Consider the following 25819-nt stretch of genomic DNA (forward strand, 5'->3'; position numbering starts at 1 on the left):
GCTTTTAAGCCTCGATTGCCTCATTCATCTGCAGCTGCTGAACGGCAAACTCCCTGTACATATCATGCTGCCCGATCAATTCATCATGCGTTCCCCGGCCGGTCACCGTTCCTTTTTCTATAAATATGATCTGATCGGCCCCCACCACCGTGGATAACCGGTGCGCGATAATGATCGTCGTCCGTCCAGCCATGAGGTTCTTGAGCGCCTTCTGCACCTCGATCTCGGAACGGCTGTCCAGACTGGAGGTGGCTTCGTCCAGCATCAGGATCTTGGGATCCCGCAGCAGAGCCCTGGCAATGGCAATCCGCTGCCGCTGTCCGCCCGAGAGCTTCACGCCCCGTTCGCCCACATCCGTATCAAAGCCGCTAGGCAGTTCATCAATGAATCCATCGGCATACGCCATTTCTGCCGCTCTTCGAAGCTCAGCGTCACTCACTTCGCGGTCCATTCCGTAACATAAGTTGTCGCGTATGGTTCCGGCAATCATCGGACTTTCCTGCGATACATAGCCGATCAACCCGCGCCAGGAGCGTAAGGAGAAGGTATCTATGGGCGTCTTGCCCAAGCGGATCCGTCCCTTCTGCGGCAGGTAGAAGCGCTCCAGCATGGAGAACAGCGTCGTTTTCCCTCCGCCGCTCGGCCCGACCACGGCCGTGACCGTCCCCGGCTCCATCTGAAAGCTGATATCATTCAGCACAAGCTCATCGGGCTTATACCCGAACGAAAGGTTCTCGATCGACAACCGCTGGTTGGCATCCGCCACCTCGTCACCGGCCGTAATGGATTCTTCGTCTGCATCCAGGGTTTCCAATATTCGCTCCGTCGCTCCCTTCGCCTTCTGCAGCTGGGTAAAAAACGTCGTTAACTGCGTCATCGGCATGACGATCTGAATCAGGTATAGGATGAACGCAACCAGCTCTCCCGCGGTCAGTGCTCCGGTGGATACCTGCAATCCGCCATACCCGATCACCACCACCAGCAGCATCATCAGCACAAAAGACATCAGCGGTGCGATCCAGGCAGAGACTACGCCTTCCTTGATACCGAAATTCAGCAGGTTGGTGATGCCTTTGTTCCCGTTCTCATACTCTCTATTCTCCGCATTAGAGGCTTTAACCAGCCGAATCTCCGACAGCACCTGGCTGATATTCGCCGTAAACGACGCCGTCTCGTCCTGCATGCCCAACGATATTTTGTACATCTTCCTGCCGAGCGGGACAAGGATCAGCGCCGCTATCGGAATGACGATAAACATCGTCAGCGTCATTTTCCAGTTTAGATAAAGGAGCACCCCAATGGAACCCACAATGGATATGATCCCGCTGAAGAATCCGGCCACATGGTCTGATATGAGGCTTTTGATCACTCCTGTATCATTCGTCATCCGGCTGACCGATTCCCCCGAACGGTTATGATCGAAATAGCGGATGGGCAGCACAAGCAGCTTTTTCCACAGCCGCTCCCTCAGGGCAGCCACCATCTTTTGTCCCGTATAGCTTAACAGAAAAATCGAGACCCCGGCAGCAATCGTCTGCACCACAAACGCGATGCCGAGCCCAATGATATGGGACCGATTCATATCCGTCAGCGAGAAGCCATCCACCAGGCTCTTCGTAAACATGGGTATGACAAGCCCGACCAAGGTTGAGATCACATTCAGCAGGATCGCCCCGATCAGCAGCAGCATCGGCGGTTTCGTTTCCTTCAATAACCGGAAGAACGCCTGAGAACCTGCCTTCTTGCTCCCGGCCCGTTCTTCGCGCTTGATTTCCTGTATAGCAGTACCCGTTGGACTCATTGTACTCCCTTCCCTTCCCATCCCTTTATATTGTCTGTAAGAAGAGAATATATCAGCAAGTTAAACTGAAGTTAAACGATGGCTTACGATTCGGAAAACAACGCAAAATAACCCCACCAAGTGGAGCTTATGCTTCGATGCTTATTCCCAATGCTTTGCGGCGACCCCAAAAACGGATTTAAAAAAGGACGGATGTCTCCGCCCCTTCTCTTCAATCATGTTCTTATGTACGCGACAAGCGAGCGAGAACCCCAAGGCAGCGCCTGATAGCAAAAAAAGCCTTGCTGTAACAAGACTTTTCTTAAACTTGAATCACGGTTACCCTATTGGTTCTCGAGTTCCTCTTTGCTCACCAAGTTCACGAGTGAAGTAACCGCTTGCTCAGCGTCAGCTCCCTCAGCACTAATGTAAACTTCCGTTCCTGAGCTGATCGCAAGGCTCATAATTCCCATGATACTTTTGGCATTTACTTTTTTATCATCTTTTTCAACAAAAATTTCAGATGAGTATTTATTCGCTTCCTGAACGAACAGCGCGGCCGGTCTGGCGTGAAGACCCGTCTTTAACCGAACGACTACCGGGTGCTTTGTCATGAAAATTACCCCCTATCTAATAAATCTGCTGCATTGAAAGCGCGATTGACATTTTATAATATTATACCATTTTACCATACAGGACACTAGAAGAAAAAATCTTAAGCATTCCGAATCTTTTCGGCCAATTCATCGATTTTGCGCAGACGGTGATTGACGCCTGATTTGCTGACGGTTCCTTTGAGCAATTCGCCGACTTCCTTCAGGTTCATATCCGGATGAGCCAGCCGAATCTCTGCCACTTCCCGCAGTTTATCGGGCAAATTCTCAAGACCCACTTCCTTTTGGAGCAGCTTGATGTTCTCAATCTGACGGACGGCCGCGCCGATCGTTTTGTTCAGGTTGGCGGTCTCGCAGTTTACGATCCGGTTCACCGAATTGCGCATGTCCCGCATAATCCGGACATCCTCAAACTTGAACAAGGCCTGATGGGCACCGATCAAATTGAGGAATTCGATGATTTTTTCGCCTTCCTTGATGTAGAAGATGAAGCCCTTCTTCCGCTCGATGCAGCGTGCGTTCAGATGAAATTCATTCGCCAGGTCCACCAGGGACTGGCAATGCTCCTCATACATCGAGGCAATTTCCAGATGGTACGAAGACCCCTCCGGGTTGTTCACGGATCCGCCTGCCATGAAGGCACCTCGCAGATAAGCCCGCTTACAGCAATTTTTGCGAACGATCTGCTCGTCGATGTGCGATTGAAACAGAAAGCCTTCGGAGACGATGCGAAGCTCTTTCAGGATCTCCTGAACTTGGGCGGGAATACGAACGATATATACGTTATTCTTCTTCAAACGCATTTTTTTACGCACCAAAAGTTCGGTATGCGCCTGGAAATGCTTCTTAATTAAGGAATAAATACGTCTTGCAATCGCGGCATTTTCCGTCGAAATATCCAGGATTACCTTTTTGTTCGAAAGCTGAACAGAGCCGTTCATCCGAATGAGCGCGGACAGTTCGGCTTTTTCACAGCAGCTCTGGCTTTCGATCATCGTCAGTTCTTTCTTCGTCTGTGCCGCAAAGGACAAGGTACTCACCCCTTTCGTGTAATCCAATCCTGTACCAGCTGAAAAATATGATTGCTCAGCTTGTCAGCATCATGCCTTAAGTATGTTCTAAATAGCACAAGCTTATCGGCAATAAGTTTATATCCTCGGCTGGTCACCTCATCGCGGTCCAGCAGCACGGGCTTCGCGCCCTTCTGTGCATACTTGTCCTGAACCTGAGGCGGAATCTCACCATCATTAACAATAACATAATCGAACAGATGAAGACCAATATGGTCGTAAACGGCCTGCAAATGATCGCTCACCGTATAATTATCGGTTTCTCCCGGCTGCGTCATCACGTTGCACACAAACATTTTGATCGCTTCGGACGAGACAATGGCTTCGGCAAGCTTGGGAACCAGCAAATTGGGCAAAATACTGGTGTACAGGCTGCCCGGACCGATCAGAATCGCATCGGCCTGTTGAATCGCTTCCAGCGCTTCCGGCAGCGGTTCCACATGTTCCGGCTCCAGGAAGATCCGCTTGATGCGGCGCCCGGCCTCCGGGATTTTGGATTCGCCGGTCACAATCGTGCCGTCCTCCATCTCCGCATGCAGAATGACAGCTTCGCCCGCTGCGGGCAGCACCTGTCCGCGAACAACAAAAACCCGGCTCATCTCCTTGACTGCCGTGACAAAATCACCGTGCAAATCCGTCATGGCAGCCAGGATCAAATTGCCGAGGCTGTGCCCGGCCAGTCCCGAGCCATTCTTGAAACGGTATTTCAATATATCGGATAACAGCGGCTCCACATCCGCGAGTGCTGTCAGTACATTACGAATATCTCCCGGAGGCGGCATCTGCAACTCGCTACGCAGTATGCCGGAGCTACCCCCGTCATCCGCAACGGTGACGATGGCCGTAATATCGAGAGGCTTTTCTTTGAGTCCCCGCAGCATGACGGACAGCCCGGTTCCTCCACCCATCACGACGATGCGGGGGCGCTTTCTAGCTTGCACAGCCACATTTATCACTTCCCTTAATTAATGCCGATCCCGCTCAGAATCGCGGTGGCTCACCGATACCGTCTCCGTTTCGCTGACGCCCAGCATTTTGCCGAGATACTCGGCAATCGCTACGGAACGATGCTTCCCGCCGGTACAGCCAATGCCGATGATCACCTGACTCTTGCCTTCCTTGCGGTACTGCGGGATCAAGAAATGCAGCATATCGAGCAGTTTGGTCAGAAAAGCTTGCGTCTCCGGCCATTTCATGACGTACTCGTATACATCGCTGTTTTGGCCGGTATTGGGCCGCAGATGCTCCACATAATGCGGATTGGGCAGAAAACGCACATCAAACACCAGATCGGCGTCAATCGGAATGCCGTACTTAAATCCAAAAGACGTAATGTTGACCGATAACGTGCTGCTCTCCAAATGCGTGAAGCGTGAGATGATCTTCTCCTTCAACCGCACAGGCTTCATGTTGCTGGTATCGATGACCTGGGTGGCCGAATTTTTCAGTTCATCCAGCATTTTGCGCTCCAATCGGATACCGTCGAGCGGCATGCCTTCCGGAGCGAGCGGATGGCGGCGACGGCTTTCCTTGTAACGCTGAACAAGCACGGAGTCCGTGGCATCCAGGAACAGAATCTCGCAGTGGATGGTGAAGTGGTCCTTGATGTAATTCAGCGACTCCGATAAAGCGGTGAAGAATTCGCGGCCACGCAGGTCGATGACCAATGCAACCTTGCCGATCTTACCCTTCGATTGATCGATCAGCTCCGCGAATTTCGGAATGAGCACCGGGGGCAGGTTATCGACGCAAAAGAATCCAAGATCCTCCAGACTTTGTACGGCCAAGGTCTTACCTGCTCCCGACATCCCGGTGATGATGATCAGGGTGGCCATGGATGATGTGTTGCTGCCGCGGTCGGCTGCTTCCAGCATCAGCTTTCCCTCCCTTATAAGTTTAGATCAGACGATGTATGGTGAATAATACTACGAACGCAAGTGCAAACCGGCTGCGCCAACAACGCCGGCGTCGTTGCCAAGCTCAGCTGGAACGATCCGTACGCCGCGCTGAAGCGGTTCCGGGGTCAGTTTAGCAAATACGGCACGAACTTCATTAAACAGAATGTCCCCGGCTTTGGAAACGCCGCCGCCGATGATAAACGCTTCGGGATTTAACACGGCAGCTACGGCTGCCATGGATTTGCCGAGGTAATAGGCTGCGCGATTCACGATGCGAATAGCGACTTCATCGCCCGCTTTCGCAGCATCAAACACTTCCTTCGCCGCAATGCTCTCCACATGCGCAAGGGAAGTCCGGTCTCCGCGCTCAACGGCATCCTTCGCCATGCGGATAATGCCGGTTGCCGATGAAACCGTCTCCAGACAGCCCATTTCGCCGCATCCGCATTGAATGGCTTCCAGATCAGGCACGACCGAGATGTGCCCAAGCTCGCCGGCCATGCCGCCAAAGCCTTGATAAATTTTGCCGTTTACGATAATGCCGCCGCCCACGCCGGTTCCGAGCGTGTAGCATACGCAGTTCTCCACGCCGCGTCCTGCGCCGCTCCAAGCCTCACCCAGGGCAGCCACATTGGCGTCGTTGTCTATTTTGACGGGCTTGCCGAGACGCTCTTCAAGCAGTGCGCGAATCGGTACATCTTTAAATCCTACATTCGGTGCCAGAATGATGATGCCTTCACGTATATTCGTAAACCCGGCGAAACCAGCTCCCACACCAGCAAGTTGATCCCAGCTGTATGGCGATTCTTCCACAATGTGACGCACATATTTCTCAATGTTGTCGATAACCGTGTCAACGCCTTTGGCTGTTTCCGTCGGCCCTTCGTACTTCTGCAGAAGATGCCCTTCTTCGTTACATATTCCAACTTTAATAGCTGTTCCGCCAAGATCGACACCGACGTAGATGTTCTCAGACATGTTTCAAGCCACCTTTTTCCTTCTATATTATAGATTGCTCCTACTGTACCCACTATAATTGAAGGCACTCCTGCGGTCAAGAGAAGACAACCGGACGTGAAACTCGAACCAGCCCTTTAAATTCGCATGTGTAAACGCATACACGCACATTCGAAATCGCCCCTGTTTGTTCATAATCTTGCTTCCCCAACTCCCCCCGATAAATCCAACATGACAAAAGTCACTCCGAAGTGATGACATCCTTTACTAACGGCAACTCCTTCGCTTTCGTATGATGAGAACAGATCATTTCGATTACGGAGGAGCGATTCCATGACAAACCCAATCCATGAACCTATTGCAGAGCTGCGGCAGGTAACCAAGATGTTCGGGAGCAAAAAAGCCGTCAACCAAGTGTCGTTTACGATAGAAAAAGGATCCATCACAGCCATTCTCGGTCCTAACGGGGCCGGCAAATCAACCGCCATCTCCATGATGCTGGGCCTTAAGGACGCCAGCGAAGGCAAGGTTCTCCTGTTCGGCCAAAGCCCGAAGGACTTGAAGGTCAGAGAGAAGATCGGCGCCATGCTTCAAGAAGTCAGCGTCATGGACGGGCTTCGCACACGCGAGATCATCAACCTCATTCGCGGCTATTATCCGAATCCGCTGTCGCTTGACGACATCGCCCTGCTAAGCGGGCTCACACCCGAAGAGCTTAACAAATGGGCCGTTAAAATGTCCGGCGGCCAGAAACGCAAACTCAGCTTTGCGCTGGCGATTGCAGGCAACCCCGAGCTGTTATTCTTCGACGAGCCGACGGTCGGCCTGGATACCTCGGCACGCCGGTTATTCTGGCAGACGGTGCGCAAGCTGGCCGATCAGGGAAAAACCATCCTGTTCACCACGCACTACCTGCAAGAGGCGGACGATATGGCAGACCGCATACTGCTGTTCCATCAGGGTCAGGTGGCTGCAGACGGCACGCCGGAAGCGATCAAAGCCAAGCTGACCCGAAGGTCGGTCTCCTTTATCGTGGATGCAGACCACCGGCAGGTCAAGGAGCTGCTGCGTGAAGTACCCGGCGTCACCGATGTGTTTGAGAACAATGGCCGTTTGAACGCCGTCACGGATGATACGGACACGGCGCTGGCTGCCTTGTTCCGGGCCGGGCTCGCCGTACGCGACGTTCGCATCGATCAAGGAAGTCTGGATGAAGCATTTGACCTATTAACGATGGATCAAGGGGAGGCCGTATAATCATGACAACCTGGAAACTGATTACCTTACAATGCAGAATGGAATTGCTTCGGATGGTACGCAATCCGTATTATATTTTCTGGTCGCTGGCGATGCCGATCCTGTTCTATTTCATTTTTACCCGCGTCGTGAATACGGGGGCGGACGATGCCGGACAATGGCAGGCGCATTATCTCATGTCGATGGCATCCTTCAGCGTCATGGGGACCGCCATCATGTCCCTCGGCATACGACTCGTTCAGGAACGAGTACAGGGCTGGGCCGTATACATGCGTGTAACGCCGCTTCCCGGCAGCGTGTACTTCTTCGGCAAAATGTTTGTGCAGACGGTTATGCATCTGCTCTGCATCATCGTGATTTTCGTAGCCGGCTACCTGATTAACGGCGTCTCCCTCACCTTCGGACAATGGCTGCTCAGCGGACTGTGGATTCTGATCGCATCCGTTCCGTTTCTTGCCATCGGCACCCTGATCGGCTCCATGAAACGGGTCGATACGGCAAGCGGCGTCAGCAACGGCATCTACTTGGGACTGGCCGTTACGGGCGGGATGTGGTTCCCGATCGAAGCGATGCCTTCCATCATGCAGGCCATCGGCAAGTGGATGCCTTCCTACCATTTCGGCGGAGGCGCCTGGTCGATCGTGCGCGGAGAAGCGCCGGGCCTGGACAATTTCATGGTTTTGGCAGGATATTTGGTCGTATTTATGTTACTATCCACCTATATTCGGAAAAAACAACAAGCCGATTAAGGAGATAGGATGATGGCTTCATGAAAAAATTGAAAGAGGCAAAATCCGCAGGGTTCGAGGTGTTTCCAACGCAGCTGGGGTTTTTCCCCTATTTATGGCTCATTTATATGTCCCTTCCCGTGATCAACATGCTGCGCGAGGAAGGCTGGAAGATGGGGATCGGCTTTGCGCTGATCGGCTTGTTTCTTGTCACCTACCGCCAGCTCTACTTCGCCGCGGGTACCCCTCGTTTCTTTGTGTGGCTGGGCATTCAGATGTCCATCATTTTCATTCTCTGCATGTGGTATCACCCGACCTACATGTACATGGGCTTTTTTACGGCCAATTTCATCGGCTGGTATACCGACCGGCGCAAATTCACGATATCCCTCGTGCTGTTTGGCATCATCGAGACGATTCCTTTAATCAAGAACGCGAGCATGCTGGGAAAGGATCTGCTCTTTATGATTCCTTTCTTTCTCATCATGCTGTTTTCGCCCTTCGGCATCCGCTCGCTGAACCGGCGACAGGAGTTGGAGAGGGAGCTCGCCGAGGCTAACGAGCAAATCCGCAATCTGATTAAAGGCGAAGAGCGGATGCGTATTGCCAGGGATCTTCACGACACCTTGGGTCATACCCTGTCTCTCATCACGTTGAAGAGCCAGCTTGTGGAGAAGCTGGCGGCTAAGGACCCCGTGAAGGCCCAACTGGAGGCCCGGGAGATCCAGAATACCTCGCGGGCCGCGCTTCGCCAAGTGCGTGAACTGGTATCCGACATGCGGACCGCCACCCTGCCCGAGGAATTATTGGAGGCCCAGATCATTCTGGAGAGCGCCGATATCCAGCTGGTCTCCACCGGTGATCCCAAGCTGGAGGGCATATCCGACTTGGCCCACAACATTCTGAGCCTCTGCTTGCGGGAAGCCGTGACCAACGTGGTGAAGCACAGCCAGGCAAGCCAGTGCCGAATCGACATCGAGTCGCTGGATAATGAATGGCGGCTGTTGGTGGCGGACAACGGAATCGGCCTTAAGGGCAAAGATGCTGGGGCATCCAGTACCGACAGCAATGGCTTGAAGGGGATGGCGGAACGACTGTCCCTCATCGGGGGCACCGTTGAGGCCGTCTCCGGGCTGCAAGGCACGAAATTGAGCATTCGCGTTCCGATCATCATCAAGAACCGGAAGGAGGACACCACCCATGAGCATCAAAGTGCTGATAGCCGAGGACCAGCGAATGCTGCGCGGCGCTCTGGCTTCCTTGCTTGATTTTGAAGACGATATCGATGTGATCGGTCAAGCCGGCGACGGCGAGGAAGCCCTATCGCAGATTGCCATCCATCAACCGGATGTTTGCTTGCTGGATATCGAAATGCCTGTGCGCAGCGGCCTCGAGGTGGCGGAGGAAGTAAAGCGGCGCGGGTATGCCAGCCGGGTTATCATCCTGACTACGTTCGCCAGGCCCGGTTATTTCGAGCGGGCCGTACAGGCCGGCGTCCAGGGCTACCTGCTCAAGGACGAGCCCAGCGAACGGCTGGCGGAAGCCATCCGGAGAGTGATGGATGGGCGCCGGGAAGTTTCCCCTGAACTCGTATTCGGGACGTTGTCCGGTGCGGGTGCCAACCCGCTTACCGAACGCGAACGGGAAGTGCTGCGGCTGGCCGCAGACGGAAACAGCTCCAATGATATCGCAGCGAAGCTGCACTTGTCCTACGGAACGGTCCGCAACTATATGTCCGAGATTCTAAGCAAGCTGAATGCCAAGAACCGGATCGAGGCCATCTCGTTGGCGGAAGAGAAGGGATGGATATAGGCCGGCAGCCCCTGGAGGCCTTTACGAGGCGCGGGCGGTATGGCTTAATACGTTTTGTAAACGACCGTCCCATAGAGAAACAGCCCCGGGCGTGTTCATTGCCCGGGCCTGTTTTTATCACGGTATCAATTGAATAAAGCTTCCTCTATGGTTTGCATCATTTCAAAAGCGCCGTCGCTGGCATTGGATGCCACGACCAACGTATGCCCGGTGTCCGGATAATACGCGGATCGGAAATTCACGCCAGGGTCGTAGCCCATGACATGATATTTGTACACATTTCCATTCTTCTCGGTGATCCAGACGCCAAGCCCATATTTCAGGTCACTGTCCGGGTCGTGCGAATGGGCAGCCAGCAGCTGCTCCGTCATCGATGCCGAGAGCAGCGTATTGGACAAGAGCCCTCTCCATAGCTTTGCCATGTCCGGCGCCGTCACATACGCCCCGCCATCGGCATAACCCTGAATCGGAATGGCATACTGATTCGTTCTCCACGTACCGTCCTCCTCATCGATATACCCGTAAGCCGTATTCGCAGGCAGGCGATCCAGCGGGAAATATCCCGAATCGTTCATGCCGCAAGGCTCAAAAACAAACTGCTGGACATAATCCCGAAACGACAGGCCGGCATGCTGTTCAACGATCAGGCCAAGCAACACAAATCCTGCATTGTTATAGTGGAATCTCTCGCCGGGTTGAAATTTCATGGGCTCATTCTGGAACAAAGGGAGAAAGTCCCTTCCACTCCGGAGCGTATACATCGGCACGGCCTTCCACAAATCCTCAAAGTCGTCCATGACCTCTTCATCAAAGTAATCCGGAACGCCTGAGGTGTGGCTTAGTAGATGAAACACCGTAATCTCCGGGCTAACATGCGGCAGGCGAATATCCAGACACTCGCTCAGCTTGCTGTCCAGCGACAGCTTGCCTTGTTCAATAAGCTGACAAACCGCAATCCCGGTGAACAGCTTGCAGCCTGAAGCGATGCCGAACCTGGTGTCCGCTTGATTCGGGATGCGGTCGGCCCGATTGGAATAGCCGAAGGCGGCATTCCATATGATGTTGCGATTTTGATCCGTTAAGAGCACCGTTCCCGAAAAATGGCTGTTGGCAGCCCATTCCTCCATTTTATGTATCATCTGTTGATCCCATCCTTTATCTAGGATAGGCATATTTTAACATGAATGAGTAAAGGGGATCCCGGTACAAGACCAGTTTAACGAAAAAATACCCCGAATTCCGGAATTGCGTTCCGCCCATCAGAGGGAACTCCGCTCATGTCTGCGCTGCTCCAACTGCGTAACCGTGAGGCTGAAACGTTCCGGATCCACCGGCTTCAATAAATAATGGCGGGCATCCCACTCCGGCGAATCCGCGGCTTCGGCCGTCACATAGACGATATGAACGTCAGGCTCAAGCAGTACCAGTCTTTCGCCTGCTTCCAGCCCGGTCATTCCAGGCATATCGATGTCCAAAAATACAACATCCGCCTTGCAGGATCGCCATTGCTCTATTGCATCCTGAGCCCGAGTGAACATGCCTGCCACCTGCAGGCGCCCATCACGTTCAATGAGCCGCTGCATATGCATCAGCGCCGGATTCTCATCATCAATCACGATGGCTTTCATGTCGTCAATCCCTCCCCCTATTCGTTGTTCGTCACATCACGGACGAGAAGAAGGCACCTCAAAGCTTACGGAAGTACCGTTCCCGGGCCGACTCTCGATTTGAAGGCCTTTGCCGTACAGCGTGAGCAATCGGGCGTGTATGTTTCGAAGCCCCACGCCACCACCCGAATCGGACGCGGCGGAGAGCAAGGCGTTAACCTTCTCCTCGCTCATGCCGACGCCGTTATCCGAAACGGAAATGGTAATCTGCCCTTCGCGTTCATGAATGGAAATATGGACCGTTCCCCCGGATATCCGCTTCGTAATCCCATGCCGCACCGCGTTTTCCACGATCGGCTGTATACTGAGCGGCGGTACCAAGGCATCTAATGGCGCATGAACATCATATTCAACGGTTAAACGATCCTCGAACCGCGCCTGTTCCAGGAACAAGTAAGACTGCAATAAGGCCATTTCCTTCTGCAGCGGGCCAAGCTGGTCGCGGTTCTGGAAGTCGAAGCTGCCACGCAGATAATGGCTCAGCTCGATCAGCAGCCGCGTCGCTTTGTCCGGATCCGTATACAGCACGGCCAGAATGGTATTCAACGCGTTCGACATGAAGTGCGGCTTGATCTGGGCTTGGAGGAAAGCCATCTCCGCCGAAATGGTCTGCCGAACGGACCGCCGGAGCTCCAGCAGATTCCGGACCCTCGCTCGCAGCTCATCGGCTTCCACCGGCTTTCTCAGGAAATCGTTCGCCCCCGCCTGCAGGCCTGTTCGAACATCGTCGGGCAAGCTTCGGGCTGTCAGCATGAGCATGGGCAGCTCGAAGAGCGTGAATTGCTGCCGGACCGTCATGCACAGCTGCAATCCGGACATCCCCGGCATCATCCAGTCCGTGATGACCAAATCGATCCCTTGCCCCGACCGGATGTGCTCAAGTGCCCGGGCTCCGTTGCCTGCGGTAATCAAATGGTAATTTTCCGCCGATAGCAGGCTGCGAAGCACCTGCAGATTAACCGGATCATCGTCAACCAGCAGCACGGTAGACCCCTTCGAATGCTGCCTAGGCTCATCCTGCTCGGGAACGCGTTCCTTTGCCGCGGCGACCAGGACTTCCCCCGTTCCTCCGAAGCCGGCCCATGTTGCCTGCGGGGGGATTTGCGTAGACGGCAGCGTAAAGTGAAAGGCTGAACCCGCACCGGGCATAGACTCGGCCCAAATTTCCCCTCCGCCCAGCTCTACCAGTTTCTTCGTAATGCTCAGTCCGATGCCCGTGCCGCTATATTCCCGATCGGATGCATATCCGATCTGATCGTAGGATTTGAACACATCGACCAGCCGCTCCGGTGAGATGCCGATCCCCGTATCCGTCACCGATATCCGCACATGGCCGTTCAGCGCATGCGCGGTGACCTGTACCGTTCCCGTCTCCGTGAATTTCACTGCATTCCCAAGCAGGTTATACAGAATTTGCCGCAATCGATCCTCATCGGTATCCAGCCATGGCAGATTGTCCGGCCATTCCTGCTTCAGGGAAAGCGGTTTGCCCGCGGCAAGGTGCGTCACCACTTCGAGCACGGATTGGGTGACGGCTTTCAGGTCGACCGGCTGCCGTTTAAGCACAATCTCCCCATTTTTCAATTTGCTAAAATCGAGAATATCATTCACGAGCGTGGATAACCGCTTGCCGGTGGACACAATCATGGACAGCTCCCTGGACTGTCGATCGCTCACGGAGCCTGAGCTTCCGTCCATCAGGGACTGGGCAATATTCACGATGCCATGCAGAGGGGTTCGAAGTTCATGCGATGTATTCGCCATAAATTCGTCCTTCAAACCATCCAAGGTCAGCAGTCTTCGGGAAAGCTGGTCTACGTCGGTAAACGCCCTGGAGAAGCGCTGAGCAAGCAGCATCGCCTGCGTTACCACAAACAGCAGCATCTCAAGCGGAACGATGGCCAGGCTGTTGTAAACTCCCATTAAGCTGAGTACATGGACGGCAATCACCACCATAATGCTCAGAATGCCGATCACCATAAATTCCGTATCCGCAGACCTTCGCCAAATTCCCCTTCCCATCACGAACGTGATATATCCAATGATAAATACCGAGAACATATAAATGACCGGCTCCATTTTCGAGAAGACAACCGTGGGCAATGCAAGCCCGATTCCAACGGCTATCATCGTTGCCGCATTGCTTAAACGCAGGGCCCATCGGTGAACAAGGCCCTGAACGGCTTCCGCTATATACCGCAGCAAAAAATAATACACGAAGGCGGAAAAAACCAGCTGAATCCGGATGAACCATTCATATGAAAGATCGGGCCATACCGAAGACAACAGCTTCTGGCCGTGCGTAGCCACGTAGATCATCGAGGACAGACAGAAGAGCCCCAGATACAGGAGCGCTTTCTCGTTCCGCTGCATTCGATACAGCAGCAAAAAGTACATAGCAGGAATCAGGAAGCCCGCGAGGGTCATCAGATCGACAAACACGGCGGTTTCACGGCTCTTCATCACCGCTTTCATATCCCCGAATATCAGCGGTGAATAGATGCCGCCTGAAGAATAGATAAAGTTGGTCACCTGGACCAGGATTTCAACTTCCTTCCCGCTTATCTGGGCATAACCGACGTAGGGAATATTGTTCGGTGTGCTCCCCGCTTCCGACATGCCGGGGGAGCCGCTGGCCCCGATCTCCTGACCGTTCATAAAGATCCGGTTAGCCGTCCGTATGTTGCCGGTATGAAGGCCGTAAATGCCTTCCTCCGCCTTTAATCGAACAACCATCCTAAACGTTCCGACACCCTCAGGCCCGGACTCGCCGTTCTCCGTAACATAGCGGTTCCACTTGCCGGGTATCGATACGACGCTTGTGGGAGACGGCCTCTTCTCATTCGGTGTTCCGGGTCCAAAGCTCTCCGGGGTTAACAGCTGTCCCCGATAGAACTCCCACTCCCCGTTGAGCGGGACCCCGCCTTCCTTCGAAAAGTCCCACGCTGTTAAATCAAGTCTTCCTTGGAAAGCTTCAGGACTTACATTCGGGGTCACGATAAACCGAACGATAAACCATATGGGCAAGAGTATAACCAGTGCCAACCCCGCAAACATCACGCGCCGTTTTTTGTTCATGACTGACCTACTTCTCTATATAAATGTTAGGATTCTGCCAACATAGAGCTGCAAAGCTACCCCAAATATCGGCATTTGGAATCAAGATTGAAGAATCCCCTATAAACTATTCTCTGCAAGCATGAAAAAAACCCTCCTGCCAACCGTGCGAATTCATCATTTATGAATCCGGATCACGGCTTGCTAGAAGGGCTGACTTATACAATTTACATATTGGACTAATATTTCGCCCACATGGTCAGCAGAATTACCGGGACCGCAAAAATAAGCAAACCGACCCCGATCATCGCGGCGACCTGCAGCATAAATGCTTGTTTGGATGGACCGGACGGCTGCGGTATTCCGCATTGAACGCAACGATTGGAGGCAGCATATACCTTACCGCCGCAGCTGACACAAATCCCATGATTCCTCATGATTAACGCTCCTTTGCTTGTTAAAACAACATCGACATCAAGACATTTCTATATCGGTTAACATGCTGTGATGAATCGAAGCCCGGCCGACCGCCATTAAAAAGCAATCATGGATGCCGGATTTTTATTTGTGAATATTATCACATAAATACGATCACAAGTAAAGACATGAATCGTTTATGATCCATGTTATCGGAACCTCCCCCTTCTCCGGAAAAAATCAAACCTGGAACCGGCACAAAACCAGGAAGCCTGCGGCTCCCTGGTGTATGCTACTTTCCTGAAATCTAATCCGGACCACCCTGGAGGGAGGGGGGGTTATTTGTTCTTGGCATGCAATACCAAGTTTCCTACTCCACCAATCGCAAACAACAAGGAAACGATTCCGAATCCCCATTGCCATGAGCTTCGATCCGTTATGAAAACAACCACCAAGAACGCTATCGCGGCCAAAAAATTAAGCAGTGCCACGATCAAAAATTCTTTTTTCTTCATTGTTCATCCTCTACATTCCTACAGAATCAAGTCTGTCCAGTCTACGTGCCGCTGTCGTGATCATATCATATTTTGGGCTGCGAAGTATGATTGCTTATTCAGGCTACCGTATAAAAGTTATCGTCTGCTCGGTCCACGGCGCACCATCAAAAGCCTTCGCCACTCCCTGAGCAACAATCTCCGCCTTCAGCACGTATTTCCACTTCACCGTAGCCGACCATGCTCCTTCGAACAGAAACGGACTCAATCTGATCTCATGTTCGCTGGCCCAGGCCGCCAAGACCCTTTCCCCATCGATCGTCATATCGAAGCCCTCTTTGAACCATGGATGCTCCTGATCCTTGGAAACACCCGGCGCGTTCATGTTCACATAGAGCGAGATGTCGTCGCACAGCTGCAGCAGGCCAAACTGCCTGTGAATCACGGCTTCGCCCGGAAACGAATAATGATCACGCAGCCGTTTTTGCCGATCCAGCTCGTCATGATAGAATTCCACCAGCGGCGCTTCGGTGGCGTTTTTCATAAATGACGCGAAATGAAGGCTGCAGAGATACCCTGCATACGGACTCATCGCTTCGATCTCATCTACGCCCCTGGTATACATCAGCATCTTCGGCATGACCGGATAATCGATAAAAGTGAACGGAGTCCGGCTTGCATCATTCCAGATCGGCGTATCATCCATCCGAAGCCAGGCGCGGTCATGCTCGGTTATAGCCAGCAGCACTTCTTCCCTAACCGTCTCATCCATAAACAGCTCTCTCCGAAAGCCCCGGGCCACATCGCCGGAGAAGCGGCCATGGTCGTCCTGGGTCGTCATAACAAAAGCATCTTCCGTCTCGCGAATGATCATCCGATCATCTCCCTTCGATTCGTCCTTACCCCAGATAAGCCTTTCGTTTCATCACGGCAATGATATCTCTGGACTGGCCTTGATGCACGCTCGTATCGAAACACGAGATCAATTCCCAGCCGTCAATCCCGTAGCTGTTCAGTAAATCTTCGAATTCTTCTTCGTTCACTTTCCCCCCAAGGAATCCTCCGGTTTTGTATTTCAGCGTTTTGTATTCCCATTGATCCATAGTCGGCATCCCCCGTTATCCCATTGATTTTGACAACAAACCTCGAGACCTTCCAACCTGCAGACATCCATCAGTTCGTATCCCCGACATAGCAAACCGCTGAGCGTCCCGCTTTATCCATCAGCGGCTTGACCAGCGAGCGGGGATATATTCGTATCCCATCCAATGAAGACAAATCGATCCATTCCACGCCCACCTGGTATTCATCCGGGTTATGTCCTTGAAACAGATCCCCCTCATCCGCCAAACGGCATTCAAAATAAAACTCCACTTGGTGCACGTCGGAATCCCATTCCGCGAACTCGTGGTTGGACCCTATGTATTCACGGACATGCAGCAGATCTTGAACTTCCACCCTGCGCCCGATTTCCTCCAGGCACTCCCTAACCACGGCTTGCACCAAGGTTTCGCCCTTCTCTTGCCCGCCGCCAGGGAACAGATAGAAGTCCCCCCATTGGTCTACATTCTTCGTTAAAAGGATTTGGTGATCTCGGACAATCATCGCTTTGGCCGAGTTTCGAATCGGTTTCATGGGCAATCTCCTTATCGTAACGTTTCTTTCTATTTTCTATTGTAGCAAAAATAAATCCTCTATAGGCGAACCCACTGTCTGCATATTGGTACAAACCGATAACAAGCCGGTATACCATGAGCATGCTCAAAGAATACCGGCTTGTTTTGCGCTGGAAGCATAACTCTCGGTCCGGCTCTTTTTGCTAGCGCCTGTATGAGCCATCCTTCCGCTTCTTTAATACGATGACCGCCACGCACCCAACGATCAACAGGATCAGCCCTGCGGCAATCCAATCCTTGATGACCATCCACGAAACACGGGCACCCCCATACTCGCCCTCATAATGAGCCATGAGATAGCCGGCCTGCGTCTCAACCGCTATGGCGGTTTCGGGGGCGATTCCCTGGACCGCATAGTATTTCGTACCCTTCGGGTACACATTGGAGAAGTTACCGCTGTAGGTCCCTTCCCGATCCGTATGGTAGGTGACCTTTCCCACCACGTCTCCAAGCGCAGACGCTTCCACGGGATTTTCCGACATGACATAGATCTTCCCGTCATTCACGACAAACGAATAAGCCCATGAGGCAAGCGCAGCGGGCGATGAACACATGACCAACAACAGAAGCGTAATCAGCGATATTTTCATATACCTTTCCGTGCGAAGAAAATTCGGCATGGTCCACCTCGGATATCAGAGTCATGTACCTTCGTTCGTAACGGGAGGCTATTTCACCTGCTTGCTCCTGCCATCGACGATCAGCTCGATGCCCGGCTCGTTCGTTCCGCCGGACATACTGTAGGAAGGGTCCGGCTGATCCAAGAAACCGTCAAAGGTTTCGCGAATCTCTATCCGGCCTCGCGGCCGAACCGTAACCACCTTAGGCTCGAAATCAATCGTCCTTCCGCCAATATCAAGGCTTAGCGGGCGTACCGTTACCTGCCGCTCGGTGCCGTAACTGTAAATTTGAATCTGGCAGTGTGCCAGAATAGCCTCGTTCTCTGTACGATAATCGCATTTGCTGTCTTTTTTGGTATAGGCGACGCTGGATATTCCGCTCGAATTGAAATTCGCCACAAACATGACGGACTCCGATACGAATGGAAAAACGACGAACCATGCGACACAGCCGATCATTACCCGGCTCAAAATCTTCGGATAAAAGGGGCGATAAATGCTCGTTACCCGCAGAATGCCGATCGTCAATAAGATAAGACCTGCAATAACGGGCAGATGAAGACCATAGTTGCCTTGCTTAGTCCATGGGGAGATCCCTGCCCAGCGGAACAGATCATCCCCGAACGAATAGCCCAGATGCTGATTGGAAATGAAGAGCAAACCCAGGATGATGGCAGAAATGGAGAGGATTTTGCCTTTCAGTTGTATCTCCTCCTCGACGAATCCATTTTCCACATTATAACAAATAGGAAGACCCGTGGTAACCTGCTTTAATCCGCTTTATCCACGGGTTTTATTCTCTACGATAGCGAGCCTTGTTCCACTCTTGGCCTCATGCAGCAGCTTCCGGTCGCGATGAATGAGACATAACAGCACGTGAAGGAACACAACTGCGTCCAGCAGCAATATCCCCAGCGCGTACATCGCAAGCAGGACATTAGAACCGGTAACATTAACCGTAATGAACAAGGCATGGAACCCGCCCCATACCACATAGAGCAGGCCGTTGCGGACAATCACTTCCTTCAGCTTCAGATGTTCGCCCGCTCCGCGGATCTGGACCCGGACGACCCATTTCCCCAGCGTCTGCCCCTGCATCATATAAGGCAGCACGATATAATATAAAATCACGGTAAAGAAGTATGCACCCCTCACGTTTATTACGGTCAGCACGCCAATGATCGGCAGTATGACCGCTGCATCAATGCCAAAAGCAATGGCCCGGCGCGTATAACTGACTCGCTTCTGCGACAGATCCACCTTCTCATCCAGACGATCCAGGCGGGGCAGGTGATTTTTCATCCAATCGGCCAGCACGAGGCCCATCATTCCGCCCAGGGTATTCATCAGCAGATCGTCCACGTCAAACAATCGGTACGGGTGATCATAGAAGCCGTAAATGCCGGTCACCTGGGTTACCTCAAAGAACAACGACAAGCCGAACGAGGCCGCCAGACACGCAACCCAGGACGCTCTCGCATAATAACGAAGGAACATGCCGAACGGCACCACGAGTAAGACGTTAAACACGACCTGCAAGAAGGCTCTCTCCTTCAACAAATGCGTGTAAGTCGATGGCACGCCCCATACCACCTTGGTCTCCTTTAAGATGTCCTGTATGAAATTCAGCGGCATCCACTGCATAACCGAGGCCACATCCATCGGAGCATTATGGCGCGAGGCAGGCAAAGGAAGGAGCACAAGATACACTGCGTTCATCATGTACAGCAGGAATAAATACAGCAGAAATCCCCGGAATTTATTAAAATAACCATATTTGCGATACTGCACGATCAGAAAGGGAACTGCGCACAGCAAAGCCGCTATGGGAAAGGTTAAAAATGCATAGGATATCGGAAATAGATAGGCTTCCAGCATGCTCTCGTTCACTCCCTCCGTGATGTTCTACTTCTTATAAAGTACAGGACCAAGTTTAAATGGCGGGGATCCCTTCGTTTAAAATGCGTTTAAAAAACGCATAACCGCATCAAGGCCGACATGCCTGTCAGCCTCGCGCGTCGCAAACCGAATAACCCACACCATCAGTGTGGGCAGGTCACCATATACAAAGACGCATGGATTCAATGTCATCGGAATAACATGGTCGTTATTCCCGCCTTACGCGTTTATGTTGGCGGGAGTCGGCCCCAGTCCTGCTTCCATGAAGTCCCGTTATTCCTTCCGTTTGCCGACGGCTTTTCCAAAGCTAATCTTTCGCGGAAGTCCCAGCTTGAATTCTTCACGGTGCCCATTCCACTCTATCTGGATCGTTAGATCCTTGTTCGGGTTCATCATATCGAGCAGATGCGCCAAATCCAGCCCACCCTTGGTCTCCTTCATGGCAGCATGGTCGGTCCCCACGACGATTCCGCCTTCCTGGAAGCGGCCCGTCATGTCCTCCAGCCGATAGTTAATCTGCCCATGTTCCAGAGGCTCCTTCCCCGAGTACTGAAGCTTCAGCTTTCCGCCAAGCGCATCCTGAAACACGGTAAGCTTCGCATTGACCCTATCCTGATGGGAAACGACATAAGTCGCTTTCCAAGACTCACCCTTACCTATCAAGGTCATGGTTTTATTTCGATTCACGGGACACCCCTCCTCACGCGGAACGACCAGCTATCTCGATTAGGCTTATATACATGATAACGAGCAAAAGAATGAAATGGTTTTTCAACTTTTCAAATAATGGAGGATTGTTGGTGGTCATCATCGACTCGGACCGGATCTGCCGCGCTCCGTCCGATACTCCATAATCCAGCAGTCCCGCAGTTCTCCTTCATGCCGTTCATGCTTCTCCAGCAGCCTGACCTTCCGAAAGCCGCACTTCTCGTAACAAGCGATGGCCCGTTCATTCCAAGCCTGCGGGTCCATCACGATTCGGTCGGCCTGCCTCTGAAACACGAGGTAATCCACCATGGAAGTCATAAGCTTCGTACCGATGCCTCGATTCCAATAATCCGGCTCCCCGATGAATTGATCCGTGGCGAATGTTCTGCCGACCGCATCGTTCCCGTCATACCCATACTCGCCTAACGTATCTTCATCGAGAAGATAGAACTGGATATACCCGATCGGTTTCCCCTCATATTCGATAATGCAGCGAGTCTCATCATCATCCACATAGAAATGCTCCCGCACCCGCTCCACGTCGTGAGGATTGTCCCGTCCCTCGTAATACTGCAGCACATCCGGATTGGACAGCCAAGAAGCTAAGGACGTTTCATCTTTCTCCTCCAGCTCGCGAACCGTAATCGGCCCTGCCTCATATACCAGCATCGTTATTCCTCCATCCTTCTCATGGGATCATCCCATTGTTCGTTTCAGATTACATCCGCAACCATCGTAATAGAGGTTCCGCACATGCCTGCCTCCTGGAATCCGAAACGCTCATACAATTTCATAGCTGCGGCATTGTCCGGAGCGACGCTTAACGATACCTTTTGAATCCCCCGCTCCTTCATCCCTCTGAACAATTCCTTCATCAGGGCGGTTCCTAGCCCTTGCCCGCGGGATTCGGGAATCAGCGCCATGCCCAGCTCCGGGATGTCATCGCTCACGTAACCGAACCCTTTGTTCCCTTCATCAAAATACCGGATGGTAATTGAGCCTGACGGCTTCCCTGCTGCATTCACGGCAATGTAGCCCAGATCGCCCGCGCGCCCCCAGTCCTCCACGTATTTTTTCATGAACGGCTCCTCAAGAATATCCCGGCTAAAAGGCTCCCCTCCCTCGGGCACATACAGGGACTCGTACAGCATCTCCCGCAAAAAGGGTGCGTCCTCCCGGCCTGCGACTCGAATATGATATGAATTCATGTACATCTCCCTTTCCGCCTAGATCATCTCTGTCAGCGCCGTCCGTAACGCGAGTCTTTCCGCAGCCAAATCGGACCGTCCCGAAATGATCTAGAATCATCTCCATCGTTCCTCCATACCGACCCATCCAATCGTTCGGCCTCAATTGCAATCGAATAAAAAGACGTCCCCATCGGAACGCCTTCGGATCTGTACTCTATGAATTGGCGATTCACCGGTCTAATCCTGCCCTATCAGCCGGTATTTTTTCGTTTAAACTATTTTGGATCCCTGTTTGTCAGAATGGAACTCCCTCGAAGTACACCACCTCGGCCAGCCGAATATGCAATGCTTTGTTGTCCCCGATCGTCAGTTGGACATGGTCGACCACCACCCCGGATAAAACCCCCTCTACTTTCCCCGCGGTGGTCATGATGACCACCTTGGCCCCTTTATGCCGGAGCAGATGGTCAGTAAATACCGGTTCAACCAACGCTGCGTAGTTCACCGGCTGCGGGATTGCCGGCGTCCGGGGCGCGTAATACGGCGGTATGGGCTGGGGCAGAGGATAGGCAGGGTACCCCGGTGCATAACCTGCAGACGGCGCCGGATAACCGGCTGTGTTGATATGGTTGTTCAATGTAAGACCTCCCTTGCGATTTGAACCCTACACCTTTATGTATGACCGGAAAGGGTCTGCTATGTTATCCCTCTCATATTTGTATAAAAAAGCAAGGATGGATTTGATCTCAATCGCCGCCCGTTACGCCTTCTGAGCCATCAACTTACTCATCGCATGCCGGTGCGGTATACCCGATGAGCTGCAATCAAAAATGACCTCCGGGCAGCTGTGAATCAGCCAATCGTGATAATGCATCATAAGCTCTCCGGACTTCCAGTCATAAGCATACGGCTCATCCTCGGGAGGAGGCGCAATGAACGGCTTCTGCACGAATACATTCAGGCAGTGGAATCCCTCTGCCGAGGTGAATTTTTTGTAATTGGCAAAAATCTCCTCGCGATACTCGGGTCGGATATAATGCAGCACGCCGCTGGAATACAGCACGTCAAACTCCGAATCCAGACGGTAATCCGATATGTCCGCCTTGAATACGTTCACGTGTACCCCGATGTGATCGGCCAATCGCTTCGTTTTCTCGATCCCCGCATCCGAAACGTCGAATGCCGTGACCTCATACCCGTTGCGGGCAAAAAACACGGCATCCTTCCCTTCCCCGCACCCGATATCCAGCAGCCTTACTCTTTTTGTCGGCGGGATCATTTCAAGCACCTGATAACAGGCTGCGTTCGGTTCCGTGCCCCAATAGTACTCCGGCGTTTTGTACTCTTCTTCATAGATGCTGATCGGCTTGCCCGTCGAAGAATAACCAAACAGCTTATCGATGCTGACGTCCAGCAGCCGGGACAGCTCCGGAAGCAGCGCGATATCGGGCATGGTCTGCCCGGTCTCCCATTTGGATACCGCCTGGAACGTAACGCCCAGCTTATGCGCCAATCCTTCCTGGGTAAGTCTTCGTTCTTTACGGTAACGATTAATATTTTTGGCCAACATGTCTCTCATATGGATCACGCTCCTATATAACCACATTGTAGGGACGTTGCGCGGGGCATACAATAACCTGGTCATTGAATCCCGGAAGAATTCAACCGCCCGTTGAAATCATCCAATTCCAGGAACTTGGCGATGCAGGCGTGGTACAATAAACCTGTTTGTAACACCACTATCGAAATCATAAGGGAGAACGCTCGTGAACATTAGAAAGCTGAATACTCATGAAGAAACGCCCCCTATGGACCTGCTCCTTCTTGCGGATCCATCGATAAGGCTTGTCAAAGAATACGTAAACCGCGGTCACTGCTATGTCGCTGAAGAAAGCTCACAACCCATCGGGGTCTATGTCCTGCTGCCCACCAGACCCGATACCATCGAGCTGGTGAACGTTGCCGTAAGCGAGAATCTGCACGGCAGGGGCTATGGCAAACAGCTCGTGAATCATGCCGTTGATCAGGCCCGGGAGCTCGGATATGCCACGATTGAAGTAGGAACAGGAAGTACCGGGGTGGCACAGCTGGCGCTGTACCAGAAATGCGGATTTCGAATGACAGGCATCGACCGGGACTTTTTTGTCCGTCATTATGATGAAGAAATTTACGAGAACGGCATGCGGCTCCGGGACATGGTGCGGATGTCCTTAGATTTGTAAGGGGATTCGGGTTGTGCTATGCACCGTTCCTCCATTCGGTGAATAGGCTATCGCATATTGATTTTTTGGAGGAGAACCTATTGAGCATGAGTCACAATCCGAGACATCTCGCTTGGCACGAAACACTGGAGATTCATGAATTAACTGCCTTTCAGGCGAATCACTTGATGGCGTTCAAGATGTCAGTGCATGATATCAAAGACCCGGAGCTACATGGACTGTATATGGAGGCGATTCAAGGGGTTGAACAGAACCTGAAGGAGCTTCTGCCTTATTATTCGGAAGCGCCCACGGGAACCCGCAGTCTCTCCGGTCCCGATCTGACGGCGTATTACGCAGGTCATCTGCTGGGGTTTGCCAAAACCTCGGTCCGAAGCTACGCCATTGCCATTACCGAGGCAGCAACTCCAAGCGTAAGAGAAACACTTCAGATGCAGTTGAACAAAGCCATTGAACTGCACGGAAAAATCTTCTACTTCATGTATGCGCGCGGCCTGTATCCGTCTTACAATTTGAAGCAGCTGCTGGAGAATGACATGAAAAATGCGAACAAAGCGCTGAGCTTATAACTCAGCAAAAAAAGCCCCTGGCTAAACAGGTACGGATTTTACGAGATGTTCTCTCGCAAACCCGTCCGCCGTATAGCTCTGGGGCTTCTTCTTTTCAATAGATAATCCCTTAGGCAAGGAATTACTTATTCAGCGTCTCGCTCCAATCATGGACCATGTGGCCCTCGAGATATTTCTCGCAATCCATAGCGGCCATACAGCCTGTTCCTGCAGCCGTGATGGCTTGGCGATAACGCGTATCCTGAACGTCGCCGCAGGCGAATACGCCCGGGATGTTCGTCTCGGTCGTTCCTGGTTTAACCAGGATGTAGCCGGTCGGATCGGTTGTGATCTGATTGCCGAGGAAGCCCGTGTTCGGCGTATGTCCGATGGCCACGAACACGCCTTCTGCTTCGATCAATTCTTCCTCGCCCGTTTCGTTGTTGCGGACCTTCAGCCCTTTAACTCCGGTTTCGCTGGTTACCACCTCAACCGGCGTGCGGTCCAAAGCCCACTGGATCTTCTCGTTCTCGCGCGCGCGATCCTGCATGATCTTAGATGCACGCAGCTCGGTGCGGCGGTTCACCACCGTTACGCTGGAAGCGAAACGCGTCAGGAAGCTGGCCTCCTCCATTGCGGAGTCGCCGCCGCCGATGACAATGATTTTTTTCCCGCGGAAGAAGAACCCGTCGCATGTGGCGCATGTACTTACGCCCCGTCCAACGTTCTCCTGCTCTCCCGGAATTCCGAGATACTTCGCGGAAGCTCCCGTCGAGATAATCACGGACTCGGCCAGAAGCTCGCCCATACCCTCGACATTCACCTTGAACGGACGCTCGGAGAAATCAACGGACTCGACCCAGGCACTCTTGAACTCTGCACCGAAGCGTTCCGCTTGTTGACGCATATTATCCATCAGCTCGGGACCCATGATGCCCTGCGGGAATCCAGGGAAGTTCTCGACCTCCGTCGTTGTCGTCAGCTGGCCTCCCGGTTGCATTCCTTCGATCACGAGCGGCTTCAGGTTTGCGCGTGCCAAGTAGATGGCTGCCGTCAATCCGGCAGGTCCTGTTCCGATTACGATTGATTTGTACATAGAATACGGCCTCCTTTAAGGTGTCGATTTCTGTTGCATGCTATTATCCTATTCAGGACTTACGGAATCTTCATGTACCATCATGTACCAAGGTCTCCTAAGTATCCGA

29 protein-coding genes are annotated in these 25819 nt (G+C 52.5%); 6 read left to right on the forward strand and 23 right to left on the reverse strand.

The genetic code is table 11. The features are described 5' to 3' along the window. Positions 1-4: 4 nt before the first annotated feature. From RB297_RS21460 to RB297_RS21485, 6 genes are all read right to left on the reverse strand, one after another. Complete coding sequence (locus RB297_RS21460; protein WP_375121388.1) at positions 5-1801, reverse strand: ABC transporter ATP-binding protein; 1797 nt, start codon at positions 1799-1801, stop codon at positions 5-7. Between the two features lie 323 nt (positions 1802-2124). After that, positions 2125-2394, reverse strand: coding sequence for an HPr family phosphocarrier protein (locus RB297_RS21465; protein ID WP_006207570.1), 270 nt, complete (start codon positions 2392-2394; stop codon positions 2125-2127). A 101-nt stretch (positions 2395-2495) separates the two neighbouring features. Further along, on the reverse strand, positions 2496-3425 hold the full coding sequence (gene whiA / locus RB297_RS21470) for a DNA-binding protein WhiA (RefSeq protein WP_375121389.1): 930 nt from the start codon (positions 3423-3425) through the stop codon (positions 2496-2498). A 5-nt stretch (positions 3426-3430) separates the two neighbouring features. Further along, positions 3431-4372, reverse strand: a complete 942-nt coding sequence (locus RB297_RS21475; RefSeq protein ID WP_175320789.1) for a gluconeogenesis factor YvcK family protein — start codon at positions 4370-4372, stop codon at positions 3431-3433. A gap of 57 nt (positions 4373-4429) precedes the next feature. Further along, positions 4430-5338, reverse strand: a complete 909-nt coding sequence (gene rapZ, locus RB297_RS21480) for an RNase adapter RapZ (RefSeq protein ID WP_009593644.1) — start codon at positions 5336-5338, stop codon at positions 4430-4432. Positions 5339-5389: 51 nt separating this feature from the next. Next, the gene (locus tag RB297_RS21485) at positions 5390-6340 is read right to left on the reverse strand and encodes an ROK family glucokinase (RefSeq protein ID WP_009593637.1); all 951 of its coding nucleotides are present in this window, start codon (positions 6338-6340) and stop codon (positions 5390-5392) included. Between the two features lie 312 nt (positions 6341-6652). On the opposite strand from RB297_RS21485, the gene RB297_RS21490 reads away from it, so the two are divergent. Genes RB297_RS21490 through RB297_RS21505 form a run of 4 tightly spaced genes read left to right on the forward strand, consistent with a single transcriptional unit; the run spans position 6653 to position 10116 of the window. Further along, positions 6653-7576, forward strand: a complete 924-nt coding sequence (locus tag RB297_RS21490) for an ABC transporter ATP-binding protein (RefSeq protein ID WP_192570100.1) — start codon at positions 6653-6655, stop codon at positions 7574-7576. Positions 7577-7578: 2 nt separating this feature from the next. After that, complete coding sequence (locus RB297_RS21495) at positions 7579-8325, forward strand: ABC transporter permease (RefSeq protein WP_012818425.1); 747 nt, start codon at positions 7579-7581, stop codon at positions 8323-8325. 20 nt (positions 8326-8345) lie between these two features. Continuing rightward, positions 8346-9572 carry a sensor histidine kinase gene (locus RB297_RS21500; RefSeq protein ID WP_375121390.1) on the forward strand — a complete coding sequence of 409 codons (1227 nt, stop codon included), beginning with the start codon at positions 8346-8348 and terminating at the stop codon, positions 9570-9572. Next, positions 9505-10116, forward strand: a complete 612-nt coding sequence (locus tag RB297_RS21505) for a response regulator transcription factor (RefSeq protein ID WP_051425405.1) — start codon at positions 9505-9507, stop codon at positions 10114-10116. The genes RB297_RS21500 and RB297_RS21505 overlap by 68 nt, the downstream gene beginning before the upstream one ends. A gap of 125 nt (positions 10117-10241) precedes the next feature. Here the strand turns inward: RB297_RS21505 and RB297_RS21510 are convergent, their stop codons facing one another. From RB297_RS21510 to RB297_RS21585, 16 genes are all read right to left on the reverse strand, one after another. Then, a complete protein-coding gene (locus tag RB297_RS21510; RefSeq protein WP_096777136.1) occupies positions 10242-11255 on the reverse strand; it encodes a serine hydrolase domain-containing protein in 1014 nt (337 codons plus the stop codon). A gap of 120 nt (positions 11256-11375) precedes the next feature. Beyond that, positions 11376-11744 carry a LytR/AlgR family response regulator transcription factor gene (locus RB297_RS21515; RefSeq protein WP_213579907.1) on the reverse strand — a complete coding sequence of 123 codons (369 nt, stop codon included), beginning with the start codon at positions 11742-11744 and terminating at the stop codon, positions 11376-11378. Between the two features lie 36 nt (positions 11745-11780). After that, entirely contained in the window at positions 11781-14861 is a 3081-nt protein-coding gene (locus tag RB297_RS21520; RefSeq protein ID WP_375121391.1) for a hybrid sensor histidine kinase/response regulator, read from the reverse strand. A 218-nt stretch (positions 14862-15079) separates the two neighbouring features. Further along, positions 15080-15277 carry a hypothetical protein gene (locus tag RB297_RS21525; RefSeq protein WP_012818421.1) on the reverse strand — a complete coding sequence of 66 codons (198 nt, stop codon included), beginning with the start codon at positions 15275-15277 and terminating at the stop codon, positions 15080-15082. Between the two features lie 318 nt (positions 15278-15595). Continuing rightward, the gene (locus tag RB297_RS21530; RefSeq protein ID WP_009595674.1) at positions 15596-15772 is read right to left on the reverse strand and encodes a hypothetical protein; all 177 of its coding nucleotides are present in this window, start codon (positions 15770-15772) and stop codon (positions 15596-15598) included. 103 nt (positions 15773-15875) lie between these two features. After that, positions 15876-16625 (reverse strand): DUF3891 family protein, encoded by a 750-nt coding sequence (locus RB297_RS21535; RefSeq protein WP_332296830.1) that lies wholly within the window; start codon positions 16623-16625, stop codon positions 15876-15878. Between the two features lie 25 nt (positions 16626-16650). Further along, the gene (locus RB297_RS21540) at positions 16651-16854 is read right to left on the reverse strand and encodes a DUF4177 domain-containing protein (protein WP_009595662.1); all 204 of its coding nucleotides are present in this window, start codon (positions 16852-16854) and stop codon (positions 16651-16653) included. Between the two features lie 70 nt (positions 16855-16924). Beyond that, positions 16925-17386, reverse strand: coding sequence for an NUDIX domain-containing protein (locus tag RB297_RS21545; RefSeq protein ID WP_012818419.1), 462 nt, complete (start codon positions 17384-17386; stop codon positions 16925-16927). A gap of 184 nt (positions 17387-17570) precedes the next feature. Next, a complete protein-coding gene (locus tag RB297_RS21550; RefSeq protein ID WP_277747484.1) occupies positions 17571-18047 on the reverse strand; it encodes a hypothetical protein in 477 nt (158 codons plus the stop codon). A 48-nt stretch (positions 18048-18095) separates the two neighbouring features. Then, a complete protein-coding gene (locus tag RB297_RS21555) occupies positions 18096-18782 on the reverse strand; it encodes a hypothetical protein (protein ID WP_375121392.1) in 687 nt (228 codons plus the stop codon). Between the two features lie 45 nt (positions 18783-18827). Further along, entirely contained in the window at positions 18828-19925 is a 1098-nt protein-coding gene (locus RB297_RS21560; RefSeq protein WP_375121393.1) for a VanZ family protein, read from the reverse strand. 294 nt (positions 19926-20219) lie between these two features. Continuing rightward, on the reverse strand, positions 20220-20633 hold the full coding sequence (locus RB297_RS21565; RefSeq protein WP_192570107.1) for a hypothetical protein: 414 nt from the start codon (positions 20631-20633) through the stop codon (positions 20220-20222). A gap of 120 nt (positions 20634-20753) precedes the next feature. Further along, entirely contained in the window at positions 20754-21323 is a 570-nt protein-coding gene (locus RB297_RS21570) for a GNAT family N-acetyltransferase (protein WP_192570108.1), read from the reverse strand. Positions 21324-21367: 44 nt separating this feature from the next. Next, the gene (locus RB297_RS21575; RefSeq protein WP_036662817.1) at positions 21368-21862 is read right to left on the reverse strand and encodes a GNAT family N-acetyltransferase; all 495 of its coding nucleotides are present in this window, start codon (positions 21860-21862) and stop codon (positions 21368-21370) included. A gap of 277 nt (positions 21863-22139) precedes the next feature. Further along, positions 22140-22481 carry a DUF2642 domain-containing protein gene (locus RB297_RS21580; RefSeq protein ID WP_375121394.1) on the reverse strand — a complete coding sequence of 114 codons (342 nt, stop codon included), beginning with the start codon at positions 22479-22481 and terminating at the stop codon, positions 22140-22142. A gap of 123 nt (positions 22482-22604) precedes the next feature. Continuing rightward, positions 22605-23423 carry a methyltransferase domain-containing protein gene (locus tag RB297_RS21585; RefSeq protein ID WP_375121395.1) on the reverse strand — a complete coding sequence of 273 codons (819 nt, stop codon included), beginning with the start codon at positions 23421-23423 and terminating at the stop codon, positions 22605-22607. A gap of 187 nt (positions 23424-23610) precedes the next feature. Here RB297_RS21585 and RB297_RS21590 point away from each other — a divergent pair, with 187 nt between their 5' ends. Both RB297_RS21590 and RB297_RS21595 read left to right on the forward strand, forming a co-directional pair. After that, positions 23611-24066, forward strand: coding sequence for a GNAT family N-acetyltransferase (locus RB297_RS21590; protein WP_012818408.1), 456 nt, complete (start codon positions 23611-23613; stop codon positions 24064-24066). 86 nt (positions 24067-24152) lie between these two features. Continuing rightward, complete coding sequence (locus tag RB297_RS21595) at positions 24153-24635, forward strand: spore coat protein (protein WP_375121397.1); 483 nt, start codon at positions 24153-24155, stop codon at positions 24633-24635. A 121-nt stretch (positions 24636-24756) separates the two neighbouring features. Here the strand turns inward: RB297_RS21595 and trxB are convergent, their stop codons facing one another. Continuing rightward, positions 24757-25710 (reverse strand): thioredoxin-disulfide reductase, encoded by a 954-nt coding sequence (gene trxB, locus RB297_RS21600; RefSeq protein WP_071219455.1) that lies wholly within the window; start codon positions 25708-25710, stop codon positions 24757-24759. Positions 25711-25819: the final 109 nt, after the last annotated feature.

It is taken from the genome of Paenibacillus sp. CR_12, assembly GCF_041953985.1.
Classification (GTDB): Bacteria; Bacillota; Bacilli; order Paenibacillales; family Paenibacillaceae; genus Paenibacillus_AQ; species Paenibacillus_AQ lautus_A.

Coding starts and splice junctions, on each gene's coding strand:
- RB297_RS21525 (WP_012818421.1), bottom strand. CDS start 15,277: ATGAGGAATCATGGGATTTGTGTCAGCTGCGGCGGTAAGGTATATGCT.
- RB297_RS21465 (WP_006207570.1), bottom strand. CDS start 2,394: ATGACAAAGCACCCGGTAGTCGTTCGGTTAAAGACGGGTCTTCACGCC.
- RB297_RS21560 (WP_375121393.1), bottom strand. CDS start 19,925: ATGCTGGAAGCCTATCTATTTCCGATATCCTATGCATTTTTAACCTTT.
- RB297_RS21505 (WP_051425405.1), top strand. CDS start 9,505: ATGAGCATCAAAGTGCTGATAGCCGAGGACCAGCGAATGCTGCGCGGC.
- trxB (WP_071219455.1), bottom strand. CDS start 25,710: ATGTACAAATCAATCGTAATCGGAACAGGACCTGCCGGATTGACGGCA.
- RB297_RS21475 (WP_175320789.1), bottom strand. CDS start 4,372: ATGGGTGGAGGAACCGGGCTGTCCGTCATGCTGCGGGGACTCAAAGAA.
- RB297_RS21570 (WP_192570108.1), bottom strand. CDS start 21,323: ATGCTGGTATATGAGGCAGGGCCGATTACGGTTCGCGAGCTGGAGGAG.
- RB297_RS21595 (WP_375121397.1), top strand. CDS start 24,153: ATGAGTCACAATCCGAGACATCTCGCTTGGCACGAAACACTGGAGATT.
- RB297_RS21550 (WP_277747484.1), bottom strand. CDS start 18,047: ATGCCGAATTTTCTTCGCACGGAAAGGTATATGAAAATATCGCTGATT.
- RB297_RS21585 (WP_375121395.1), bottom strand. CDS start 23,423: ATGAGAGACATGTTGGCCAAAAATATTAATCGTTACCGTAAAGAACGA.
- RB297_RS21540 (WP_009595662.1), bottom strand. CDS start 16,854: ATGGATCAATGGGAATACAAAACGCTGAAATACAAAACCGGAGGATTC.
- RB297_RS21545 (WP_012818419.1), bottom strand. CDS start 17,386: ATGAAACCGATTCGAAACTCGGCCAAAGCGATGATTGTCCGAGATCAC.
- RB297_RS21485 (WP_009593637.1), bottom strand. CDS start 6,340: ATGTCTGAGAACATCTACGTCGGTGTCGATCTTGGCGGAACAGCTATT.
- RB297_RS21510 (WP_096777136.1), bottom strand. CDS start 11,255: ATGATACATAAAATGGAGGAATGGGCTGCCAACAGCCATTTTTCGGGA.
- RB297_RS21495 (WP_012818425.1), top strand. CDS start 7,579: ATGACAACCTGGAAACTGATTACCTTACAATGCAGAATGGAATTGCTT.
- RB297_RS21500 (WP_375121390.1), top strand. CDS start 8,346: ATGAAAAAATTGAAAGAGGCAAAATCCGCAGGGTTCGAGGTGTTTCCA.
- RB297_RS21530 (WP_009595674.1), bottom strand. CDS start 15,772: ATGAAGAAAAAAGAATTTTTGATCGTGGCACTGCTTAATTTTTTGGCC.
- rapZ (WP_009593644.1), bottom strand. CDS start 5,338: ATGCTGGAAGCAGCCGACCGCGGCAGCAACACATCATCCATGGCCACC.
- RB297_RS21460 (WP_375121388.1), bottom strand. CDS start 1,801: ATGAGTCCAACGGGTACTGCTATACAGGAAATCAAGCGCGAAGAACGG.
- RB297_RS21575 (WP_036662817.1), bottom strand. CDS start 21,862: ATGAATTCATATCATATTCGAGTCGCAGGCCGGGAGGACGCACCCTTT.
- RB297_RS21515 (WP_213579907.1), bottom strand. CDS start 11,744: ATGAAAGCCATCGTGATTGATGATGAGAATCCGGCGCTGATGCATATG.
- RB297_RS21520 (WP_375121391.1), bottom strand. CDS start 14,861: ATGAACAAAAAACGGCGCGTGATGTTTGCGGGGTTGGCACTGGTTATA.
- RB297_RS21535 (WP_332296830.1), bottom strand. CDS start 16,625: ATGATCATTCGCGAGACGGAAGATGCTTTTGTTATGACGACCCAGGAC.
- RB297_RS21490 (WP_192570100.1), top strand. CDS start 6,653: ATGACAAACCCAATCCATGAACCTATTGCAGAGCTGCGGCAGGTAACC.